Origin of the sequence: Thermodesulfobacterium hveragerdense DSM 12571, from assembly GCF_000423845.1 — a bacterium.
GTDB lineage: Bacteria > Desulfobacterota > Thermodesulfobacteria > Thermodesulfobacteriales > Thermodesulfobacteriaceae > Thermodesulfobacterium > Thermodesulfobacterium hveragerdense.
The window spans coordinates 24,924-48,185 of record NZ_KE384097.1 but is presented as its reverse complement, the minus strand read 5'-3'; the positions used below and the strand labels follow the sequence as shown (position 1 = coordinate 48,185).

Here is a 23,262-nt window from a genome sequence, read left to right as displayed (position 1 = left end):
TTAAATTTTTAAAATAGGAGGAGATTTATGGAGCTTGAGATTCAAAGAGCTATTGTAAAGTATGGGATGGAGGACCTTTACGAGTACAGTAAGGTAGACGCACTAATAGTAGGGGCAGGGCCTTCAGGTCTTACTTGTGCTAAGTATTTAGCTGAAAAGGGTTATAAGGTAGCGGTTTATGAAAAAAGGTTGTCTTTTGGTGGGGGGATAGGTGGTGGAGGTAACATGATACCTAAGATAGTGGTTCAGGAGGAGGTATTACCTATAGTAGAAGATTTTAAGATAAAATGTCAAAAAGCAGATAAAGGCTTATATGTAGTTGATCCTGCAGAACTTATAGCTAAACTGGCTACAGGGGCTTTAGATGCAGGCGCCAAATTTTTTCTTGGGGTTTATGTAGAAGACGTAATCGTTAGAGATAACCCACCTAAGGTTTGTGGGGTTTTGTGGAAATGGACAGCTATAGAGATGGCAGGATTGCATGTAGACCCACTTTTTACTTCTTCAAAAGCTTTGGTTGATGCCTCTGGTCATGGGGCAGAAATCATACAGATCGCTGCTGAAAAGAACCCAGATTTAAACATTTTTATCAAAGGAGAAAGGTCAAACTGGAGCGAAGCCTCTGAAAGATTGGTGGTAGAACATACAGGGAAGGTAGCAGAGGGTCTATATGTTACAGGGATTGCTGTTTGTGAAATTTTTGGTTTGCCAAGGATGGGACCAATTTTTGGCGGTATGCTTATGAGCGGAAAAAAAATCGCAGAGGTTATAGCAGCCGACCTCTCTAAAAAAGCATAGATCTTTAAAAAGGGTTAAGAAAAATACAAACTGTAAAACAAACATAAGGGGGGTATGTGGTGCTGCCCCCTATGTTTTTATCAATTCGAGAGTTGTAATAGGGTTTCTTTTATAGTTTTGGCTAAGTTTAGGTTAAAGCCAGGAAGTTTGGCGATTTTTTCTAAAGGAGCTTGTATTAACTCTTCTAAACTTTTAAAATGAGAAAGGAGAATTTCTTTACGTTTAGGTCCTATCCCTTTGATTTTATCTAAATAGCCTGATAAGTCTTTATGAGTTTTTTTCTTTTCAGCAAAGGTTTTGGCAAACCTGTGGGCTTCTCCCATAACCCTTCCGATAAAATGAAAAACCTCTTTATACTTAGGTAAAAAAACAGGATTTTTTCTCTCAGGGATATAAAGCTTTTCTGGTTGTCTTTTTTCGTTTTTAGCTACAGCCCTTACTTCTAAGTCTGTTATGTTAAGGTCTTCGAGGACCCTTAAAGCGGTTTCTAAATGGCCTTTTCCTCCATCTATCAAGAATAAGTCTGGTAGGGTTCCTTCTTCTAATCCTCGTCTTAATCTTCTGTATAAAACTTCATAAAGCATTGAATAGTCATCTCTACCTGCTTCTTTGATATGATACCTTCGATAAAAACTTTTATCTGGTTCTCCTTCAAAAAAACATACGGTTGCACCAACTTTAGCTTCTCCATAAAACTGCGAAAGGTCTATAACTTCTACCCGTTGAGGTTCCTTAGAAAGCTTTAGAACTTTTTTAACTTCTTCTGCAAGCCCTGAATACCAGGGTTTTTCTCTTCTTTTTTCTGAAAAAATATATTCTTGCAAGTTTTTTAAGGCGATTTGCTTTAAAACGACAAATTCTTCTGAGTTAGGATGTATCAACAGTTTTATTTTATGTCCTGTGCTTTCTGTGAAGATTTCTTCTAAGTCTTCTTTCTCTTCTATTTCATGCGGGAGATAAATTTCTGGAGGAATAATCTTTCCGTCAAGATAAAACTGGATTAAAACTTCTTTTAGGGCTGAACCTTCAAGAGGGGTTTTAACATCAAAGGTCTGAAAGCCATATAGATAACCATGTCTGATAAAAAGGACGATAAAGTATTCTTTGTTTTCTGTTTTTTGGTTTAACCAGAAGTCCAAGTCTGCCGTTTCTTGTAAAACTACTGCTTGCTTTTCTAAGATGTTTTCAAGGTCTTTTAATCTATCTCTTAAAAAGGCTGCTCTTTCAAATTCTAAGTTTTCGGCAATTCTTTCTATTTCCTGTCGGATTTTTACTGCTAACTTTTTTCCTCCTCCCTGGAAAAATTCTACCACTCCATTTACCAATGTTTGGTATTCTTCCTTAGAGATAGGCTTGACACAGGGAGCTAAACATTTTTTGATTTGATAGTACACACAAGGGGTTTTTCTCCTTTTCATTTCAGAAAGACTGCATTTTCTTAGGGGAAAGGTATTAGAAAGAAGCTTTAAAACCTCTCTTAGCCCACGAGCAGAGGTAAAGGGTCCAAAATACAGAGCTTTATCTCCCTTTTTTCTTCTACGAACGATCTGTAGAGAGGGATATTCTTCTTGTAATCCCAACCTTAATAGAGGATAATTTTTATCATCCTTTAAAAGGACGTTATATTTAGGACGGTATTTTTTGATAAAAATAGCTTCAAGTAAAAGAGCTTCCTTTTCTGTTTGAGTAAGGAAATATTCTAAATCTTTGGCAGTTTCTACTAACCGCTGAATTTTAGGAGAAAGAAGAGGTCCTTTTACATAGTAAGACAACCTGTTTTTTAGGTTTTTAGCTTTTCCTACGTAAAGGACCTCTCCTTTTTCTCCTTTAAAGAGATAAACTCCTGGAGATTCGGGAATTTCTTTCAGGTTTATCGTTAACATCTTTCATGTTAAAGTTCTACTCCTTCTTCGGTATACTTGGCTACTAAGTCTCCGACCTCGGTTGTAGAATAACCCATCTGTCCTGCAGACAAGCTTTTTAGATGGTCTCTACAAACTTTGATAACCGCATTTTCTACGGCTTTAGCTGCTTCTTCTTCCCCGAGGTGTTCTAACATCATCATACCTGCACAAATGGCAGCCAGGGGATTAATTACGTTTTTTCCTGTATACTTGGGAGCAGAACCACCGATGGGCTCGAACATAGAAACTCCGTTTGGATTGATGTTTCCTCCAGCAGCAATACCCATACCACCTTGTATCATAGCTCCCAGGTCGGTGATGATATCACCAAACATGTTGTCTGTAACGATTACGTCAAACCATTCAGGATTTTTTACAAACCACATACAGGTGGCATCGACATGTGCATAGTCTTTTTCTATGTCAGGATATTCTTGTCCTACCTCTTGAAATACTCTATACCACAGGTCAAAGGCATAGGTTAGAACATTGGTCTTTCCAACCAAAGTAACCTTTTTCTTTTTATTTCTTTTTCTGCAGTATTCAAAGGCAAACCTGAGGCACCTTTCTACCCCGTATCTGGTATTTATGGATTCCTGTATGGCCACTTCATAGGGAGTCCCTTTTCTTAAAAAGCCACCACCTCCTGCATAAAGCCCTTCTGTATTTTCTCTAACTACTACAAAATCTATGTCTTCTGGACCTTTATCTTTGATAGGAGTCCAAACCCCTGGATAAAGTTTTATCGGCCTAAGGTTAACATACTGGTCAAGCTCAAACCTGATCCTTAATAAGATTTCTTTTTCAAGAATTCCAGGTTTTACCTCAGGATGCCCTATTGCTCCTAAGTATATGGCATCATGTTTTTTAAGCTCCTCAATACCCCCCTCTGGGATAGTCTCTCCGGTTTTAAGATATCTCTCTCCTCCCCAGTCAAAGAAGTTCCAGTCAAAATTTAGGTTAAACCTTTTTCCTGCAGCTTCTAAAACTTTTATTCCTTCTCTTATGACCTCAGGCCCTGTTCCATCTCCTGGTATTACAGCTATTTTGTAAGACTTTTTTACTTCCTGTACTTCTTGAGAAGCTTGTTTTTTCCTTTTACAAGTTCCACCCTTTTTAGCCATTTTAACTCCCTCCTCCTTATTATGCACTTTTAAATAATTTTCACTTTAGTATAAACCAATCTTCTACTTTACCAAGTCCACGCACTGAATTGCCCACATAAATTTCTGAAAAGTTTTTTAGGGTTTCAAGAGAGAGTTCTTGTTCTAAGGCTATTTTCTTTTTAACCAAAAATTTTCTCAGAACTCCATCAAGAAGTTTTAATTTTAAAGGTGGGGTATAAAGTTTCCCCTCTTTTTTGACGAAAAAGTTAGAAAAAGATCCTTCGAGAATTTTACCGTTTTCATCATAAAAGACCACCTCATCAAACCCTAATTTTTTTACTTTTTGCAGGGTCTTTTCTAAAGGAGATCTTACGGTAGTTTTGTGATAGAAAAGATTAGATAAATCAAAATCTCGCTTCATAAAGGCTATTTTTAGTCCTTTTTTCCAGCCCTCATAAGGAAGAAAAGATAATTCTACCTTTCCTTCAGGATAAAGGAGAAGCCTTACTTTATATTTTTTTTGGTCAGGTATTTGGGTTTCGATAAACCTTTGGAAACTGGAAAAATTTTGTAAAACCTTGGGTAGGTTAAACCTGAAATATTTAGCAGAAAACACCAACCTTTGATAATGGAGTTTTAGAAGGGGGTTGAGGGTATGGGACTTAAACCAGAAGGTTTCTATCAGTTGAAAATAAGGCAAAGGATTTAAAAAGAATTTAGCTTTGAGCAAACACTCTTCATATTCTTCATCAGGGTTGCTATCCCAAACCACCCCACTTCCAATACCTGCTTCTCCAAGATAACTTTCTAAATCTTTTTTAGTGAACACTAAGGTTCTTATCCCCACGTTAAAGAGAAAATTATGGTTTGGGTCTATATACCCTATCGCTCCTGTGTAAACTCCTCTGGGTTCTTTTTCAACCTCAGCGATAATTTCCATCGCCCTTATCTTAGGTGCTCCGGTAATTGAACCGCAAGGGAAAAGCGCCTTAAAGATTTCAAACAAATTTTCGGTTGAAAGTTTTCCCTTTACAGAAGAGGTCATCTGATGAAGGGTAGGGTAGGTTTCTATGTTGAAAATATGGGTTATCCAAACCTCTCCAGGCACACAAACCCTTCCTAAATCATTTCTTAAAAGGTCCACTATCATTACGTTTTCTGCCCGATTTTTTTCATCCAAAAAAAGTTCCCTTTTTCTCTTTTGGTCTAAAACGAAAAAGGGAGCTCTCTTAATCGTTCCTTTCATCGGGGAGGTTAATAAAAAATACCCCTCTTTTTTGAGAAAAAGTTCTGGAGATAAAGAGGCTATCGAGAAATTTTCTTCTTCTAAATAAAAACTGTATTTACAGCGCTGAGAAAAGAGGAGCCGATAAAATAAGTCTGATGGATGGCCTTTTAAACAAAACTTGACCTTAAAGGTGTAGTTAACCTGATAAACATCCCCAGAAGCTATGTAATCTTTTATTTTTTTTATGTCTTTCTGATAGGTTTCTTTAGATACAGAAAAACTAAGGTTTTCGATCGACAGAAAATTTTCCGTTTTAGCTAATTCAAGGGGATTGATGAAGAAGTTTTGGGGAGGAAGATAGATTCCAAAATAACCAAGTGGCAGGTTAGGTTTTTTAAAAAACTTGTTAAGTCTTTTTTCTAATAAGTATCCTGTCTCATAACATAAGAAACCACAGGCATAAAAACCTTTTTTGATAAAATTTTGGAGTTTTTCAAAAAAAAGAGATAGATTAGAAGGATCATCTATTTTGATAACTTCTAAAGGGTTTTCGAAAGATAAAACCTGATAGGGAAATTTTTCTGCGTTAACCCAAATAAATTTCATCATTCAGGATTTTTAGTATAGGCAAGGATCAAACAAAGGAATAAGATAACAACAGAGATAATTAAAAACACGGGAATAGTAAGCAGGCTTTCTAAAAAAGAATCTTCAAAAAGATATCCGATTACATAGAAGGTTACCAAAAGGGTTTCTAACAGTAAAAAATTTCTTAAAAAGTCTGTCAGCCTTCTTCTAAACACCCATTTTCTCTTAAGGTCATCTTTAAGGTCTTTTAATAGCTGAACCTTTTCTTCTGCTAAGTTTAGTTCTGAAAACATCAGGGTCAAAATCTGTGATATATCTCTTTTTTTGGTATTTTCTAAGTTTTTTTCAAGTAAATTCTTTAGGGTTTTTAATTCTTTTCCGAAGATTATATCTTCTTCTTTATAAGGATATTTTGACCAAAAGGTCGCAAGAACTTCATATTGTTTTTTTAACTCTGTTATTTTATGGTTTATTTCTTTTACTTTGTTATAAACCAAAGCCTGCAATTCAAGGGTAAGGTCAAGTGCTCGGTCTGAGGCTTTATCTATTGCTCCCATACCTCTGTGATAAATGTCATACGCTAAGGTTTTAAGTAATTCTTCGTATTCTTTGATCTCATCTTTGGTCATTACGTGTTTTAACCGATGAAACAGGTCTTCAGCTTCTTTAAGTCTTTGCAAGGCATTTTCTCTTTTCTCAAGGATTCGTTTTTCTATAAAATTTTCTAACTCCTCCTGATCTCTAATAAACAGAGGCTCGGTAAAAGCCCAGAAAATAAGAAGGGGATGTCCAAAATAACCCATAAACTTATCAATTGGTTCATCATTTAAATAATCTAAAACTCTTAATCTGAAAAAGACAGGTAAAAAGGTTTTATCTAACTCAAAAGCTTTTTGATATAGTTCTTTGGCTGTCAGGTCGTTTCCTTGATATTCGTAGAGATATCCTTTTAAAAAAATTATATAACTTTTGGTAAAATTAGAAGTGTTTTGACTTAGAGCGGTTTCAAGAAAGTATAGAGCCCTATCCCATCTATTTTTTAACAGGTTTACAAAGGTCAACCCTATACAGGCCTTTAAATCACTTTCTTCTTCAAGAAATCGACTTTCAGCCACGTTTAAATCTCCTTTTATGAGAGCATCCAAACCTATCCCGATGTTTCCTCCTCTTACAGGGGTTTCTATCGAAAGTTTTAACTGAGACCAGGAAGTTAACCCTTCTCCTCGGTAAAAAACTATCTTTAAAAATTCAGGTAAAAGATAAAAGTGCCTTATATTAAAATAATTTGGTTTTTCCTCTATCAAGCCCTGCCATATAATTTGAGAAGTCTCTGAAAAAGGAAGGTCTAAGGCTTGTTCTAACACCGATCTTGGTTGAGGTTCTAAAAGACCAGGACATTTGTGGTAAGGGTGATGGGTGCTTCCACAGAAAAAACATGGTGGGTTTGGTCCGGTAAAAAAGAAGTCTTTATAAAAAAAATCGATTTTAGGGTCAACAGTAGCAGGCAGCGTTAGCTCTTTCCAGTCGTCTAACCAGTCCTGAACCTTATAAAAAAGGTTTACCCCTTCAAACTCCTGTAAAACCTCTTTTTTTAGGTTTTCTTGAAAATAGATTTTTCCTGCCCTTACATGTTGAGGCTTTTCCGAAAAGTCTCTTTCTTTTGAAAGGATTATATAAAAGGGTAAAGGGGAAGAACCTAAAAATTTTTTAAACCGCTCTTTCAGGTTGTAAAGGATCTCGTTGAGATAAACCAGGTTTTTAGGGGGAACTTGGTAAAAGTTAGAAGATACCCCTTTGTATGTCTTTTTTAAAAGCTCTTCTACATGATAATCTAACTCTTGAGAAGAGGTTTTAAACAAAAAATGTTTTAATCTTGGAATTTCGATGATTTTAAGAAACATGTTTTACTTGTTTATAAATTAAGATAAAAAGTCCTAAGGTTATGGCTATATCTGCTACATTAAAAGCAGGCCAATGAAAATTTTTTACATAGAGGTCTATGAAGTCAAACACTGCCCCAAAAAACAATCGGTCTAAAAGGTTGCTAATTCCCCCTCCAAAGATCAACCCTAAGCCGATAGTCTCCATCTTGGCTTCAGGTTTATAAGCTTTATGTTTAGCCAAAAAAAATATCAGTGCGAGGAGAATTAGGTTTAGAAAAACCAACCCTAAGGTTCCTAAAAAGCTATTTTTAGCAAAAAGCCCAAAAGCTATTCCTTTATTCCAAACTTTAACTAAGTTAACACCAGGTAAAACCTGCCAAACGTCTTGACCACCTGGAAAGGTCAAGTTTATAAACAAAAATTTGGTTAATCTGTCTAATAAGAAAACGATATTAGCCCATATCCAAAAGGTTTTCATTTAACCACCTACCACCTGATAACATCTTTCGCAAAGCTCAGGATTAGGGAGCCTACCAACCTCAGGCTTTCTTTGCCAGCACCTTTCACATTTTTTATATTCGGTAGGCTTCACCAAAATCTTAAGTCCTGGTGTTTCTTCAGAAACAAAGGTTTGAGGTTCAGACACTGGATCCAATGCTTCTATCATTTTAAACTTAGCTACCATCAAAAAGTATTCCCAAAAAGAGTTATCTTTTAAGAGTTCCTTTATATCTTCTGGAGCCTCTACATAGACTTCAGCCTCTAAAAAGGTGCTGATAACTTTGTGGTCCTTTCTGGCTATCTCTAAGGCTTTTAGAAATTCTTCTCTAAGGCTAAGTATGGTTTCCCATCTCTTAACCTCATCTTGAGAAAGATCAAACCTGTAATCAGGAAACTCAGTAAGAAAAACCGAAATTTCTTCTTTAGGATAGGGAAGGTTTTGCCAGATGTCTTCTGCGGTAAAAGAAAAGATAGGAGCGATAAGTTTAACTATAGAATCTAACGCATAGTAAAAAACCGTTTGAGTAGCCCTACGTTTGAAACTTTCTCGAGGTTCACAATAAAGATAATCCCGGTTGATATCTATTATTAAGGAGGAAAGTTCGATTACACAAAAACGATAGATCTCATGATAGACTAAATGAAATTCAAAGCCTTCGTAGCCTTTTTTAACCTTTTCTATTAGCCTGCTTAGTCTATAGAGAATGTATTTTTCAAAGGGAGGAAGTTTTTCGAAAGGTACTAAGTCTTTTTTAGGGTCAAAGTCATAAAGATTACCTATCAAAAACCTGCAGGTATTTCTTACTTTACGGTAGGCTTCAACCAACCTTGAAAGGATTTCTTTAGAGATTTTTATGTCATCACGGTAGTCTTCAGCCGATACCCAAAGCCTTAATATTTCAGCTCCATGTTTTGTGATTATATCCTGTGGATGAATAACATTCCCCAAGCTTTTAGACATTTTTCTTCCCTGTCCGTCTACCACAAACCCATGGGTAAGTAAGGCTTTGTAAGGAGGAACCCCCCTTGTTCCTACCGAGCAGAGAAGGGAACTATGGAACCAACCTCTATGTTGGTCTGATCCTTCTAAATATAAGTCTGCAGGGAAGGAAAGCTCTTCTATTTTTTCAAGTACTGCAGCAAAAGAAACCCCTGAGTCAAACCAGACGTCTAAAATGTCTTTTTCCTTAGAAAACTGGGTATGACCACAGTTAGGACAGACTGTCCCTTCTGGTAAAAGCTCTTCTGCTGGTTTTACAAACCAAGGGTCACAACCCTCTTTTTCAAAAATCTCTATGACCTTTTCATAATACTTAAAATCTCTTAAGATCTCTTCACATTTTTCACATTTAAACACGGTAATAGGGACACCCCATACCCTTTGCCTGGATACACACCAATCAGGTCTGTTTTCTAACATGCTGTAAAGACGGTTTTTCCCCCAATAAGGAATAAATTTGACTTTTTCTACCGCTTGTAAAGCTTTTTCCCGTAAACCTTTTAATTCCATAGAAATAAACCACTGGTCTTCAGCCCTAAAAATAACTGGTTTTTTACACCTCCAGCAAAAAGGATAACTGTGCTCTATTTTATCTGAGGAAAGTAGATGCCCTTTTTGTTTTAAAATTTCTAAAATTTTTTCGTTAGCCTGATAGATAGAAAGTCCACCTATTAAGTCTACCTCTTTGTAAAATCTCCCTTCCTGATCAACAGGCACATAAACCTCTAATCCATATTTAAGCCCTACCTGATAGTCCTCTTCTCCGTGTCCAGGGGCTATGTGCACTATTCCTGTTCCGGTCTCTAAACTTACAAAATCAGCCAAGATGATAAGGCTTTCTCTGTTATAAAAGGGATGAAGAGTTTTCTTGCCTTCTAAATTTTTGGGGTCTATTTTAGCAACGATTTTGGGTAAGTCCTTGTTAAGTTCGGCACAAAGACCTGAAACACGGCCTTCAGCTACTAAATAATATTCATCCTCCCACTTTACTAATAAATAGTCAAAATCAGGGTTTAAGGCTAAAGCCAAGTTTGCAGGCAATGTCCAAGGAGTAGTGGTCCAGATTAATACATAAGCCGGTTTGTCTAAGGTCACCTGATATTCTTTAGAGATAAAATCTTTAAGCTCTTCAGTAAAGGGGAACTTTACAAAAATAGAATAAGACTTGTGTGGTCCATACTCTACTTCAGCCTCTGCCAAGGCAGTTACACAGGTTGGGCACCAAAAAACCGGCTTTTTTCTTCTATAAACCTGGCCTGATTCTAAAAACCTTAAAAATTCTCTGGCAATCGTAGCTTCATACCTATAATCCATCGTAAGATAAGGCTTATCCCAAAAAGCAAAGACCCCAAGCCTTTTAAACTCCTCTCTCTGTATGTTGATATACCTTTCTGCATATTTTCTACAGGCTTCTCTTATTGTGAGAGGAGGGAGTTCTCCCCTTTTTACCCCTAATTCTTGTTCTGTCTTCAATTCAATAGGTAATCCATGGCAATCCCACCCTGGCACAAAGGGTACCTTGTACCCAGCCATCATTTTGCTTTTTACTATGATATCTTTTAAGATTTTGTTTAAAGCTGTACCTAAGTGTATGTTTCCATTGGCATAAGGAGGTCCGTCATGAAGGATGTATAAAGGAGCATCTTTTCTTTTTTCAAGCATTTTTTCATAGATTTTTTCTTTTTCCCAAAACTCTAAAAATTTTGGTTCCCTTTCTACAAGATTAGCCTTCATCGGAAATTCAGTCTGAGGAAGGTTCAAAGTATCTTTCCAATCCATAATGAAAGCCTCCTTTTTAAGTAAGCTATATGACTTCTAATTTTAACATAACTTACAAAAACCACTATCGTTTTAGCTATTAAATATCTAAGGTTAGGTTTATTAAAAAGTAGGTTTGTAGAAAAAGATAGGTATTCTTAGGGATAAAGGATTTAAGGGAAGGGTTAATGTGGTATAATATAAAACTTGAGAGTTTTAATTTTGATTAAATCAGAATATTAAGGAAGGTTAGGATGATTTTTCTTGATACCTTTGATGTGATAGTCATAGGAGCAGGCCATGCAGGAATTGAGGCTTGTTTAGCCTCTGCAAGGATGGGGTGTAAAACCCTTCTTATTACCATCAATTTTGAAAGAATAGGGGCTATGAGTTGTAATCCTTCTATAGGTGGAATAGGTAAAGGTCATTTGGTAAAGGAGATAGACGCCCTTGGTGGGGAGATGGCTTTAGCTATAGACGAAACAGGTATTCAGTTTAGAAAACTTAACACCAAGAAAGGACCCGCGGTAAGGGCTACCAGAGCCCAGGCAGATCGCTTTAGATATCAAGAGAGGATGAAAAAAAGGTTAGAAAGGGTACCGAACCTTTTTATCAAACAGGGATTGGTTACTCAAATTTTGGTAAAAGATAAAAGGGTAATAGGGGTTAGGACTAAAGCTGGAGAAGAGTTTGGGGCTAAAGCTGTGGTGATAGCCCCAGGAACTTTTTTTCATGGACTTATACACATCGGGCTTGAAAGTTTTCCGGCAGGAAGACTTGGAGATCCTCCTTCCAACAAACTGGCAGAAAATCTCAAAGAACTGGGTTTTGAGCTCGGTAGGTTTAAAACCGGAACTTGTCCCAGACTTGATGCCCGTACCATAGATTATACTAAAATGGAAATCCAATGGGGAGATTTTCCCCCACCTCTTTTTTCCTTTAAAAACTTAGGAAAACGTCCTCCTCTCCCTCAGGTACCATGTTTTATAACCTATACCACAGAAGAGACCCATAAGATTATCCAAGGTGCTTTAGACAGGTCTCCCCTTTTTACAGGAAAAATTAAAGGGAGAGGGGTTAGGTATTGTCCTTCGATAGAAGATAAAGTCTTCCGTTTCCCAGACAAAGAGAGACATCAAGTTTTTATCGAACCCGAAGGTCTTGATACCGTTGAAGTTTATCCTAACGGGATAAGCACCAGCCTTCCTATAGACGTGCAATGGAAGATGGTAAGAAGTATTCCTGGGTTGGAAAAGGCTGAGATATTAAGGCCAGGGTATGGTATAGAACACGATTTTGTTTTTCCAACTCAACTTAAAACCTCTTTAGAAACCAAACTCATCTCAGGGCTGTTTTTAGCCGGACAAATCAACGGAACCACAGGTTATGAAGAGGCTGCAGCTCAAGGGCTCATAGCAGGTATAAACGCAGCCCTTTACGTAAAGGAAGAAGAACCTTTTATTCTGGACCGTTCAGAGGCTTATATCGGAGTCTTGATCGATGACCTGGTCACCAAAGGTGTAGATGAACCTTACCGAATTTTTACCTCAAGGGCAGAATATAGGTTGTTGTTAAGAGAAGATAATGCTGACCTAAGACTTACGGAAAAGGCAAAAAAGTTAGGTTTAATCGATGAAGAAAGGTGGTTAAGATACCTTGATAAGAAGCAAAAATTAGAAACCTTAGAGACCCTTCTTCGAGAAATTAGGGTCTCACCTGATTTAATAAACGGTTACCTTCAAAGCAAAGGTATAGCTCCTATCAAACAAACTACCAAGGCTTACGACCTTTTAAGAAGACCAGAAATAGATATAGAGGACCTTGTAGAGTTCCTCCCAGAATTAAAAAGGTTTGACCAAGAAGTTCTCTTAGAGGTGGAAACAGAGATAAAATATAGTGGATATATAGAAAGACAACTCAAAGAGGTAGAAAGGTTTAAACGCCTTGAAAACATAAAACTGCCAGAAGACCTAAATTATTACGAAATTCCTGGGCTTACCAACGAGGTTCGTGAAAAATTTAGTAAGATAAGACCTACTTCTTTAGGTCAGGCCCTAAGAATACCAGGAGCTACCCCTGCAGCCATTTCAGCGATCCAGGTGTATCTAAAGAAAAAGTGTTAGACCTTTCTATCCCAAAACCGATCTTAAAGATCATCAAGCGTTTAAAACAAAAGGGATATACCACCTATTTGGTAGGGGGGTGTGTAAGGGATCTTCTTTTGGGATTAGACCCTAAGGATTATGATATCGGAACTACCGCCACTCCTCGAGAGGTGGTCTCTCTTTTTCCTAAGAGGGCTTTTATCATAGGAAGAAGGTTTCCGATAGTTCATGTCTATATAACCAAAGATCAGTACGTAGAAGTTAGTACCTTTAGAGGTAAAGAGGAATACGACGGTAAAGTAAAGGAAAACTACGGAACCCCAGAAGAGGATGCTTTAAGAAGAGACTTAACCATAAATGCCCTTTTTTATGACGTTTTTTCAAAAGAGATCATAGATTATGTCGGAGGATTAGAAGATCTAAAAAAAGGTATAATAAGGGTTATAGGAAACCATGATCAAAGGTTTTTAAACGATCCTGTTCGTATGTTGAGAGCTATAAGACACGCATCAAGATTAAAATTTAACATAGAACCATTAACTTGGGAAGCAATTATTAGAAACTCTCATCTTATTAAAAAGGTTGTTTGGGAAAGGTTGAGGGATGAAATTTTAAAAGACCTTATTGGTTTTTGGGTGCTGGACTGGTTTAGACTTTTACAAAAGTCTGGGCTACTTTATCAGATATATCCTTTTTATCTGAAAATGGTCGAAGAAAAATCCTTAGATGAAAAATTTCTTAGGCTGGTTTTGACCAAGCTTTCTCAAGACCAGGACTTGGCTGTGGAAGAACGTATTTGCCTTTTTGCCTATGCTTTTCTCCCGTTGATAGGTAAAACCTATGTTCCTTTACCTTTTCAACCGGTGCCTGGTTTTGAAAGAAAGGAATTATTACGTTTGTTCTTCTCTTTGTTTTTTACTTTTAGGTTTAATCGAGGGTTGTTTGAACGGTCTATGGATTTATTAAGAGATGTTTATAAAGGAATTTATTTTGCTCGAAAAAACCAACCTTTGCCAAGAAAAATGCAAAAAAAGTCTTATTTTCATCAAATTCTAAGATTAGTAGATATTTTACAAGATCTTTTGAATTAACCCTATTCTAAGTTTTCTCTTAACCTTGCCTTTTTTTTCTGATATTTTTTCCAGGGTTTTTCTTTCTTCTTTCCGTGAGTTAGCTTTCTAAAAGGCAGGTCTTGGTCAGTTTGATAATTTTCTTGGTTAAAAGCAGTTTGATTAAAAGGGATGATAGGGTCCGGTCTTTCAGCAGGTTTTTGTTGCGGTAAGTATTTACGGATAAACTTTTGATCGATAGAAGGCCCTTTCAAAAAATTATGATGAAGGTAAGAGAGTAACAACACCTTTTCTCCAAACTGGTAAATTTCAATGTCTTCAAAAAATTTATAAGGTAAAACCTCTATCAACAGTGCACCTTTAGCTTTAGCCCAATTTTCTGCCAATTCTTTTTCAGTAAACACAGGGAAAAGTCCTTCCTTAGGGCTCCATTTTTCATCTAAACACAATTGATACCACAACCTTGGCTTGACAAATGTCCAAAGTTTTTTAAAATTATAAACTTGGGTTAAACTTATCTTAAAGGGGGGAGTGAATCTTTTCTCCTTAGGCTTTACTAAGTTTGATGTTTCTAAAAATTCAAAAAAATCTCTATAATAGTAAGAAAATAGCTGCTTTAATATGTTTAAGTTTAGTTTTTTAAATTTTTTAGTAAAATTTAGAGCTTGAAAAATTTCTTTTATTTTGAAAAATTCATTATTATCAGGAATAAGACCGAACTCATCGGGGTGATAGCTGAGCATGTAGATTAAAGTTTTTAACAAAAGTGGATCCTGCATGGTTGAAGATAAAACTTTAATAGTTATCTTTTTGGTTATATTTAAATTTAACAAAACAATTTAAAAAGAAAAGGGGTGGTTGAAGTAAATGGCACAAAAGGACCTTAACGAAAAGATTTTAGAGTTAGGGAAAACCGGTCAGCTTACTTATGAAATTTTAAACAAGATCTTACCTGAAGAGTATAGCGACCCTGACAAGATGGAAGAGATTTTTGACCTTCTTGAGAGTTATGGGATAGAGTTAAAAGACATGGATCCTTATGAAAGAGAGGAGTATATAGAGAAGAAGGTCCATGATAAGATTAAGGAGCTTTCTACTTTTGCCGAGGGAGAATTGATCGAAGAAGAGACCATTTCAGAGCCAGGTTCAGAGGAGTTATTATCCCTTTATCTCAAAGAAATGGGTAAGTATGACCTTTTAACCCCAGAAAGAGAAGAAGAGCTGTCAAGAGAGATAAGGGAAGGTTTTGATAATATATTAAAAATTATAAAAGAAGCTCAGATAGAATGTAAAGAGATTTTAGAGATGAAAGCAGTAGTTCAGGAATGGCAGAGAAGAGACCCTAATCTTAAACCTAAAAAAACTTACGTTAACTATCTTGAAAAGATGGTTAAGGAATTAGAAGAACGATATATAAAAAATAAGAAACAAAAGATAGAGCCTAAAGGTATAAAAGATTTTTGTTTTAATATAAAAAAGAATATCTCTCGTATAGAAAAGGCAAAAGATGAAATGGTAAAGGCTAATCTTAGGTTGGTAGTATCTATCGCTAAAAAGTATATAAGACAGGGGTTGTCTTTGGCTGACCTTATTCAGGAAGGAAACCTTGGTTTGATGAGGGCAGTCTATCGTTTTGATTATAGAAAAGGTAATAAGTTTAGCACCTATGCTTCTTGGTGGATAAGGCAGTCTATCACAAGAGCTATCCTTGATAAGACAAGAACCATAAGACTTCCTGTACATTTTTTAGAGCTAAGAAACTATGTTTTTAAGGTTTTTTATGAGCTTTCTAAAGAGTTAGGAAGGGAGCCCACTCCTGAGGAGCTTTCTCAAAGAACTGGAGTTCCTTATGAAAAAATCTTGGTAATCTTTGAAACTTCAAAAGAACCTGTCTCGTTAGAAACCCCTATTGGAGACGAAGACAGCACCTTAGGAAATTTTATAGAAAATAAAAAAAGCCCTTCCCCTTATGATACAGCCAGAAAAAAGGATATTTCAGACAAGATAAAAAGGTTTTTAGCCACCCTCTCTCCAAGAGAAGAAAAAATCATTCGCATGAGGTTTGGTCTTGGAGAATATGAGGGATATACGTTAGAAGAAATAGGGTATATGTTTAAGGTTTCAAGAGAAAGGATTAGGCAGATAGAAAAAAAGGCACTTTACAAGATGCGACAACTTGCTCAAAAAGAAAAGTTTGACATCAGAGATTAAAAAAGGCCTTGCTGCTTAGGTTTAGGTGGTTTTTGCTTAAAGGTTTGAAGAGGTAGCTCCTTAAAGAAAGGAGATAATCCCTGGGTTAGACAAAAATGATAAATCTTTCTTTCTTTTACCCCAGAAAAATAAAATTCTTTCTTAGCTCTGGTTAGGGCAACATAAACCAGTCTTCTTTCTTCCTCTTCGTCTGTGTCTTTAAAAATCGTAAGGGGAATAAGCCCTTGCTCTGTGCCCACTAAAATAACTATTTCAGCTTCTAGCCCTTTTGAGGCATGTATAGAGAGAAAGTTAACCCCCTCTCGGTCTGTGTCTATAAGGTCAGAGGGTTGAGTGCTGACAAGATATCCTAAAAATTTTTCTTTATCTTGGTTCGAAAGCTCCCAAAGATTTTCCAAATAGGTTTTGGTCTTGTGAGGTGCCTTTTTTATCAGATCTGTTATAGAAAAAACCGAAGATTGAGCTTCATAGATAAACTCTTGTAGGATTTCATAGGTAGACTTAGCCTCTTCTTCTGCTAAGTTAACCGGTATCCCAGCCTTGAGAAAGGCTTCTTTTAAGGGTTGAAATACCTCTTTAAATCTTGAAAGGACAAAGATTTCTTTAGGAGAAATCCCTCCCTGTTTTTGTTGCTCTAACTGTAATCCTCCTAAGAGTTTTTTTACCAAATTAGTTAAAATTTCTCTTTCGTGAAAGGGATTTTCAAAAAAAAGCCCCTGAACCTTCCCCCCGTTTTTTAAACTGTTGTAGGGTGCTTGTTCCCAGGGTGAACATTTAAACCGTTCAGCTATCTTAAGAATTTCTTCTGGACATCTAAAACTCTGAGAAAGAGTTAGTACCTTAAAGTTAGGTCTAAAGTTATGCCAAAAGTCTTTGATTTTTCTTAGGTTAACTCCGCGGAAACCATAAATAGATTGATTGGGGTCTCCAAACAACGTAAAGGTTGCATCCTTAAAAAGGGTTAAAAATTCTAAAATATCTTCTGATAGGTCTTGAAATTCGTCTATAACTACATGATAGCCTGAAAATTTTAGGTTATGAAAGGATGAAGCCTCATAAAGTAAAAGTTCAAAGTCTAAAAGCTGGTTCTTTTTAAGGTATTCGAAAAAAGTTAGTTTGTTTGTTGACTGAGTTAAAGGTTTTGGGGTTCTACCAAAAAGTTTTCTTAAGATTTCCTTTTTTTCCTTTTCTGTAATAAGTTTAGGAGGTTTTTGATGATGTTGACACCATAGATCATAGGCATAGCCATGGAAGGTATCAACCTTTATTTTTTCTAAACCTGCCTGAATCAATTTTTGCCTTAATTCCTTTGAGGTTTTGACAGAATAGGTGAGGACTAAAATTTTTTTAGGCGAAACCTCGTTTTTTTCTATAATTTGTTTTAGCTTAGCCACAAGTGTATAGGTTTTCCCTGTTCCAGGACCTGCTATTACGATTGCATCTTGGAGGGTAGCTAAAACCTCCTGTTGTTCTTTGGTGAGCTTAGACTCCATAGAGGTTGATTATAAACTGAAATTATAACTTGTCTACGATAATACCACCTCCTAATAAGAATCCCTTTTCATAGAAGGCACAAACCTGACCAGGGGTTACCCCAAAAACAACCTCTTCAAAAAAAATTTTTGTTTTCTTCCCTTCAGTGGTTATCTCTTTAACCTTCACCATGGGGCTACGGTATCTTATCTGGGCTTCAGGAGAGGTCCATTTATCTATCGGAAGGTGTAGGTTTAGACTCTCAAGTACAAGTCCTTTGGCTGCAAGGTCTTTTTTTTCTCCTAAAAAGATGGTATTAGTTTGTGGGTCTAACCGGGTTATATAAAGGGGTTTACCTAAAGGAATCTTTAGACCTTTCCTCTGCCCTATGGTATAGAAAAATATGCCTTCATGGGTCCCCACTACTTTGTCTTTATAAACCACAGGCCCCTTTCTAGGTTTTAAAAACATAAATAAAAACTCTTTAACTGAACTTCCCTTTAAAAAACATACGTCCTGAGATTCTTGTGAGGGTTCTATCCCAAAAATTTCTTTAGCCATCATTTTAACTTCTTCTTTCAAGTAGCCACTTAAAGGAAATGTTAGAAAAGGTAAAGCATCTTTGTTGATCAAGGACAAAAAGTAAGATTGATCCTTTTTAGGATCTTTTGCTTTCTTTAACAGGAGCTCTCCTTGGTATTCCCCTAAACCCACGTAATGTCCGGTAGCTAACTTTTCGGTCCCTAAATTTTTTAACGTCCAGTCAAGGACTTTCCCAAATTTTATTTTTGCGTTACATAGAGCGCATGGATTGGGAGTTTGACCTTGGGCATAAGTGTTTATAAAATAAGAGATGATTTGCTTTTGAAATTGATGGGTAAGGTCTATGGTGTGATGAGGTATGTCAAGGGTTTGGGCTATAAACTTAGCTTTTTCTACTTCTTTTTGTTTTTCAAAAAGCTTAAAGGTGATTCCGACTAGAGAGGCTCCTTGTTTTTTTAAAAGATAGGCAGAAATAGCGCTATCAATTCCTCCGCTTAGACAAATGGCGATTTTCATGTTTTATGGTAAAATAAAGTTTACCAAAGTAATTAAATTTTTTAAATTATAAACAAAAGGAGTGGAATATGGAAGGCATTTTAAAAAAATTTTTTCAACCTTCTAAAAAAGTAATAGCCGACAAGGCAGCTTTTCCTGAAGAGACGATATTGAGGGTAGAAAATAGGCTTAAAAGCCTGGGGCTTAAGGTCTATAAAGGAGTTCAGAGGATAGATAAGGGAAGGCTTGGAATTCCTGTTTATATAAGTCTTTATGATATAGATGGACAAAGGACTACCGGAAATTTTAAACAGATGGGTAAGGGTTCTACTGAGGTTTTAGCTAAAGCAAGTGCACTTATGGAGTTGGTAGAAAGGTTTTCTCTGTTTTCTTTTTATCGATCGGTAGAAAAGTTAGGAAGATTAACAACTTTCGAGGAGTTAGGAGAAGATGCCCTTGCCTGGGAGGTATTTTTGAGGTCTGTAGAAGATGAGGAAAAAAGTAAGGTTAGAGAAATAGCCTATCGTTATCTAAAAAACACCCCTATGTGGTTTGTTCCTGGGTTAGAGGTTACCACCAAAAAAGTTAAATATTTACCTTTTCATTGGTTTTGGATGCTTTATGAATATAATGGTTCTGCCGGGGGAAATACCTATCCTGAGGCAGCCACTCAGGCTATCTGTGAGTTGATAGAAAGACATGTGAACGCTCTTTCGGTAAGAAAGGGTATACCCATGGCTGAAATAAAAAGGAGTTCAATTTCAGGGGAAGGAGAGAGACTGCTTTCTTGTTATGGTCGATTGGGAATAAAGGTGTGGATAAGAGATATGACCTTTGGGATGCCTGCTCCAACGATAGCGGTGATGGCGATGGACCCTTCTACCTATCCTAACAGAAGTGAAATCGTTTATGCTGCTGGTACAGGCACCTCACCGGAAAGGGCTTTAATAAGAGCCTTGACAGAAGTAGCTCAGCTGGCAGGAGATTTTGATACCGAGGGTAAATACTTAGAAAGTGGGCTTCCAAAGTTTAGCACTTTAGAAGAAGCTTCTCAGGTATTGGCTACCAAAGGAGAGGTTAGTTTGCAAGATCTTCCTAATCTTTACTCTGAAGATCATATTCAAGAACTTGAGGTTTTAACTGATAGACTAAAAGAATTAGGGTATCAAACCTATTTGATAGATATAACTCACCCAGATTTAGAAATTCCAGCGGTTTATGCGGTGATTCCAGGAATACTTTTTAGAGAAAGGACTAAGATTTCCTATCTTTATCAGTTTGTAAGAACTTTAAGTCTTTATTTTCCTCTTGAGTCTCAAAAATCAATCTTAGAAGAGTTGATAAAAGAGGTACCAGACAGATATTTTCTTTGGGCTTTTTTGGGTAATGTTTATAAGGAGTTAAAAGAGATTCCCAAGGCGATCTCAGCCTATCAAAAGGCACTTGAAATGATCGATTTTGACGACGACAAAATAGCCCTTTATACACATTTAGCCGATGCTTATTTAAAATATGAACAGTATAAAAAAGCGGTGGAAACTGCTTTACAGGGTCTTTCTTTAGAAGAGGTGCCTGAGCTTTACAACATCTTAGGAAGGGCTTATTATAAGTTAGAAGAATATTTTTTGGCTATGGATGCCTTCTTTAAAGCCATAGATTTAAATCCTGCTTCAGCTATAGACTATGCTAATGTAGGTTATTGTTTAAAAGCGTTAAACCAGCTACCTACTGCAGAGGTTTTCTTCTTAAAAGCCTTAGAGCTTAATCCTGATTTGACGGTTGCTAAAATGGGATTAGAATATTGTGGAAAGTTCTTAAACAACAAAAACTAATCCTTGGAGGGTAAAGGTGGTCTACAAAAAAGGGTTTTATCTTAAGTTTAACCCAGAGATAGTAGACCAGCCTATAGTGTATAGGCTGGTAAAGGATTATGATTTAGTTTTTAACATTCTTAGGGCGGTAATCACCCCGGGTAAAGAAGGTATCATGATCTTAGAGTTAGAAGGCACCCCTGAAAAACTAAGAGAAGGATTAAACTATCTTAAAGAGGTAGGGGTTGAAGTCAAGTCTTTAGAACAACAGATCATCAAAAATGAGGAAAAATGTATTCATTGTGGAAACTGTACTGCTGCATGCCCAACAGGGGCTCTTTATGTAGAAAAAGACACCTTTTATATAAGGTTTAACCCTGAAAAATGCACTGCTTGTGAGTTTTGTGTGGCAGTTTGTATCACCAAAGCTATGGAAGTCCATGTAGAAAGAGAGGTAGAAAGTTTTACCTAAGAGGCCTATTGACTTTTTGATAACATTTATCATAATTATTAAACAATGGCGAAGTTAGACGCTTTTTTTAAATTGATGGTTGACACTCAAGCCTCTGACCTGCATCTTTCTGCAGGTAATCCTCCTCTTCTCAGGATTCACGGAGACCTTCAAAGAGTTAAATATAAAGTTTTAGGAGATGAAGAACTCAGAGAAATGCTTTATGAAATAGCCCCTGAAGAAATCATCAAAAGGTTTGAGGAACAAGGAGAAGTAGACTGGGGTTATGAAATTCCTGGTTTAGCTCGTTTTAGGGTTAACTATTATCGTCAGAGAAGGGGGGTTGCTGCAGCCTTTAGGCTTATTCCTAACAAGATAAAAACCGTAGAAGAGTTAGGCCTTCCTTCCATCCTTAATCGTTTAGCCCTTTTACCAAGAGGTTTGGTCTTGGTTACTGGTCCCACAGGGTCAGGTAAATCTACTACCTTAGCTGCTATCATAGACTATGCCAATAGAATGCGTTATGACCATATTCTCACCATAGAAGACCCTATAGAGTTTGTGCATGAGCCTAAAAATTGTTTGATAAACCAAAGAGAACTTGGTGTCCATACCAAAAGTTTTGCTAATGCCCTTAGGGCTGCTCTGAGAGAAGACCCAGATATCATCATGATAGGTGAAATGAGAGATTTAGAGACCATTTCCTTAGCGCTTGAGGCTGCTTTAACCGGACATTTAGTGTTTGCTACCCTCCATACCATCAGCGCAGCTCAAACTGTGAGTAGAATTGTGGATGCTTTCCCTCCAGAGGAAAGAGACCAGATAAGGGTTTCTTTATCAGAGGCTTTAAGAGCGGTTATTTCTCAGACGATGTTTAAAAGAATAGACAGACCTGGTAGGATTGTGGCCATGGAAATCATGATAGCTACCCCTGCGATCAGAAACCTTATAAGAGAAAATAAAATCCATCAAATACCTTCGATGATTCAGATGGGTAAAAAGTATGGAATGATGTCTCTTGACGACTGTATTATGGAATATCTTAACAACAAGTGGATAAGCCCTGAAGAGGCCTTTATCAAATCAGTTGATAAAAGTAGGTTTATTCCTTTTGTCCAAAACAAAGAAATTTTAGACTTCACCGAAATGCCGGGTTAGTAATTTCATGCTAACAGATTTTGACATAAAAGAGTTACTTTACAACTTAGCTAACATAGAGCCAGGTGTTTCTGATATTTTTATTCTTTCAGGCTATCCTTTTCAGGTTATGGTTTATGGAAAGATGAAAAATGTATTTTTAGAGGATTTTTATGTAGAAAGGTTAACTCCTCATCAAACCGAGAGCATTGCGTTCAATCTTTTAAAAGAGAACCCTCAACTTTTTTTGAAACTTTTAAAAGACGGATATGCAGACCTTTCTTATTTTTTAGATGACAAAACCCGTTTTAGGGTAAACGTCTTTTCTCGTCAAAAAACCTATAACATTATCATGAGGAAACTTGAAGGGAGGGTTAAGGGGATAGACGAATGGGGCCTCCCTGAGGTTTTTTATAAAATAGCTAAGGAGAAATTTGGGATTGTGTTGGTTACCGGAGCTACCGGTCAGGGGAAAACCACCTCCTTAGCTGCTATACTTCATGAAATAAACAAGACTCAACCTGTCCATATCTTAACCTTAGAAGACCCTGTAGAATATATCCACCAACCCATTAAAGCCACCATTAACCAAAGAGAATTGGGTACAGATTTTAGCTCTTATGCAGAGGGGCTTAGGGCTGCCCTAAGAGAAGCTCCTCAGGTGATTTTGGTAGGAGAAATACGAGACAAAGAAACCATGGATATTGCACTTATGGCGGCTGAAACCGGACATTTAGTTTTTTCTACCTTACATACGATAGGAGCCTCCCAAACGATAAACAGGGTGATAGGTTTTTACCCTCCTGATGAAGAAAATTTTATCAGACAAAGATTAGCAGCCTCTTTAAAATGGGTTATAGGACAAAAACTACTTCCTAAGATAGGAGGAGGAAGGGTCCCTGTGTTTGATATACTTTACAATAACTTAAGGGCAAAGGAGATTATTCTTACAGGAGAATCAGAAGGTAAAACCTTTTATGACGTTATGACCCAGGGGAAACCTTTTGGGATGCAAACCTTCGATCAACATCTGATAGAGCTTTACGAAAAAAATCTTATAGAAGAAGAATTGGCCATCTATCATGCATTAAGAAAAGATGTTGTAGTAAGACAAATAGACCTTATTAAGAAAAAAAGAAGGGTTGAAGAAGAGGCACTTAACTTAGAGCTTGGAGGCAAAGGGGTAAAATAAGAGGTTTT

At 36.7% G+C, this 23,262-nt stretch carries 17 protein-coding genes; 8 read left to right on the top strand and 9 right to left on the bottom strand.

From position 1 onward, the window contains the following. The first annotated feature begins 27 nt into the window (after positions 1–27). Entirely contained in the window at positions 28–798 is a 771-nt protein-coding gene (locus tag G580_RS0108830; RefSeq protein WP_028841837.1) for a sulfide-dependent adenosine diphosphate thiazole synthase, read from the top strand. Between the two features lie 80 nt (positions 799–878). On the opposite strand, the gene uvrC is transcribed toward G580_RS0108830, so the two are convergent. The 6 genes from uvrC to ileS are packed head-to-tail and all read right to left on the bottom strand — an operon-like array spanning position 879 to position 10,787. Further along, the gene (gene uvrC, locus G580_RS10745) at positions 879–2,681 is read right to left on the bottom strand and encodes an excinuclease ABC subunit UvrC (RefSeq protein ID WP_051173330.1); all 1,803 of its coding nucleotides are present in this window, start codon (positions 2,679–2,681) and stop codon (positions 879–881) included. 8 nt (positions 2,682–2,689) lie between these two features. After that, a complete protein-coding gene (locus G580_RS0108820; protein ID WP_051173329.1) occupies positions 2,690–3,826 on the bottom strand; it encodes a 3-isopropylmalate dehydrogenase in 1,137 nt (378 codons plus the stop codon). A 40-nt stretch (positions 3,827–3,866) separates the two neighbouring features. Continuing rightward, on the bottom strand, positions 3,867–5,642 hold the full coding sequence (gene pabB, locus G580_RS10740) for an aminodeoxychorismate synthase component I (protein ID WP_051173328.1): 1,776 nt from the start codon (positions 5,640–5,642) through the stop codon (positions 3,867–3,869). Beyond that, positions 5,642–7,525, bottom strand: coding sequence for a tetratricopeptide repeat protein (locus G580_RS0108810; protein WP_028841835.1), 1,884 nt, complete (start codon positions 7,523–7,525; stop codon positions 5,642–5,644). The genes pabB and G580_RS0108810 overlap by 1 nt, the downstream gene beginning before the upstream one ends. Beyond that, on the bottom strand, positions 7,515–7,985 hold the full coding sequence (lspA, locus tag G580_RS0108805) for a signal peptidase II (protein ID WP_028841834.1): 471 nt from the start codon (positions 7,983–7,985) through the stop codon (positions 7,515–7,517). Before lspA ends, G580_RS0108810 begins: the two co-directional genes overlap by 11 nt. Continuing rightward, complete coding sequence (gene ileS, locus G580_RS0108800) at positions 7,986–10,787, bottom strand: isoleucine--tRNA ligase (protein WP_028841833.1); 2,802 nt, start codon at positions 10,785–10,787, stop codon at positions 7,986–7,988. Between the two features lie 233 nt (positions 10,788–11,020). Between ileS and mnmG the strand changes: the two genes are divergently transcribed. Both mnmG and G580_RS11160 read left to right on the top strand, forming a co-directional pair. Next, positions 11,021–12,889: a tRNA uridine-5-carboxymethylaminomethyl(34) synthesis enzyme MnmG gene (gene mnmG / locus G580_RS0108795; RefSeq protein ID WP_028841832.1), complete on the top strand. Its 1,869-nt coding sequence runs from the start codon at positions 11,021–11,023 to the stop codon at positions 12,887–12,889. Next, positions 12,883–13,962 carry a CCA tRNA nucleotidyltransferase gene (locus tag G580_RS11160; protein ID WP_051173327.1) on the top strand — a complete coding sequence of 360 codons (1,080 nt, stop codon included), beginning with the start codon at positions 12,883–12,885 and terminating at the stop codon, positions 13,960–13,962. Before mnmG ends, G580_RS11160 begins: the two co-directional genes overlap by 7 nt. A gap of 2 nt (positions 13,963–13,964) precedes the next feature. Here G580_RS11160 and G580_RS0108785 read toward each other — a convergent pair whose 3' ends face one another. After that, positions 13,965–14,705 (bottom strand): hypothetical protein, encoded by a 741-nt coding sequence (locus G580_RS0108785; protein WP_211211394.1) that lies wholly within the window; start codon positions 14,703–14,705, stop codon positions 13,965–13,967. A gap of 103 nt (positions 14,706–14,808) precedes the next feature. On the opposite strand from G580_RS0108785, the gene G580_RS0108780 reads away from it, so the two are divergent. Next, positions 14,809–16,152, top strand: a complete 1,344-nt coding sequence (locus G580_RS0108780) for a sigma-70 family RNA polymerase sigma factor (RefSeq protein WP_028841830.1) — start codon at positions 14,809–14,811, stop codon at positions 16,150–16,152. Here G580_RS0108780 and G580_RS0108775 read toward each other — a convergent pair. Both G580_RS0108775 and mnmA read right to left on the bottom strand, forming a co-directional pair. Beyond that, a complete protein-coding gene (locus G580_RS0108775; protein WP_028841829.1) occupies positions 16,149–17,645 on the bottom strand; it encodes a UvrD-helicase domain-containing protein in 1,497 nt (498 codons plus the stop codon). The genes G580_RS0108780 and G580_RS0108775 overlap by 4 nt on opposite strands. Before the next feature lie 22 nt (positions 17,646–17,667). Then, complete coding sequence (gene mnmA / locus G580_RS0108770; protein ID WP_028841828.1) at positions 17,668–18,684, bottom strand: tRNA 2-thiouridine(34) synthase MnmA; 1,017 nt, start codon at positions 18,682–18,684, stop codon at positions 17,668–17,670. 68 nt (positions 18,685–18,752) lie between these two features. On the opposite strand from mnmA, the gene G580_RS0108765 reads away from it, so the two are divergent. Genes G580_RS0108765 through G580_RS0108750 form a run of 4 tightly spaced genes read left to right on the top strand, consistent with a single transcriptional unit; the run spans position 18,753 to position 23,254 of the window. Beyond that, positions 18,753–20,495 (top strand): YcaO-like family protein, encoded by a 1,743-nt coding sequence (locus G580_RS0108765; RefSeq protein WP_028841827.1) that lies wholly within the window; start codon positions 18,753–18,755, stop codon positions 20,493–20,495. Positions 20,496–20,511: 16 nt separating this feature from the next. Beyond that, positions 20,512–20,946, top strand: coding sequence for an NIL domain-containing protein (locus tag G580_RS0108760; RefSeq protein WP_028841826.1), 435 nt, complete (start codon positions 20,512–20,514; stop codon positions 20,944–20,946). Between the two features lie 45 nt (positions 20,947–20,991). Continuing rightward, positions 20,992–22,083 carry a type IV pilus twitching motility protein PilT gene (locus G580_RS0108755; RefSeq protein WP_028841825.1) on the top strand — a complete coding sequence of 364 codons (1,092 nt, stop codon included), beginning with the start codon at positions 20,992–20,994 and terminating at the stop codon, positions 22,081–22,083. A gap of 7 nt (positions 22,084–22,090) precedes the next feature. After that, entirely contained in the window at positions 22,091–23,254 is a 1,164-nt protein-coding gene (locus G580_RS0108750) for a type IV pilus twitching motility protein PilT (protein ID WP_028841824.1), read from the top strand. The last annotated feature ends 8 nt before the right edge of the window (positions 23,255–23,262 follow it).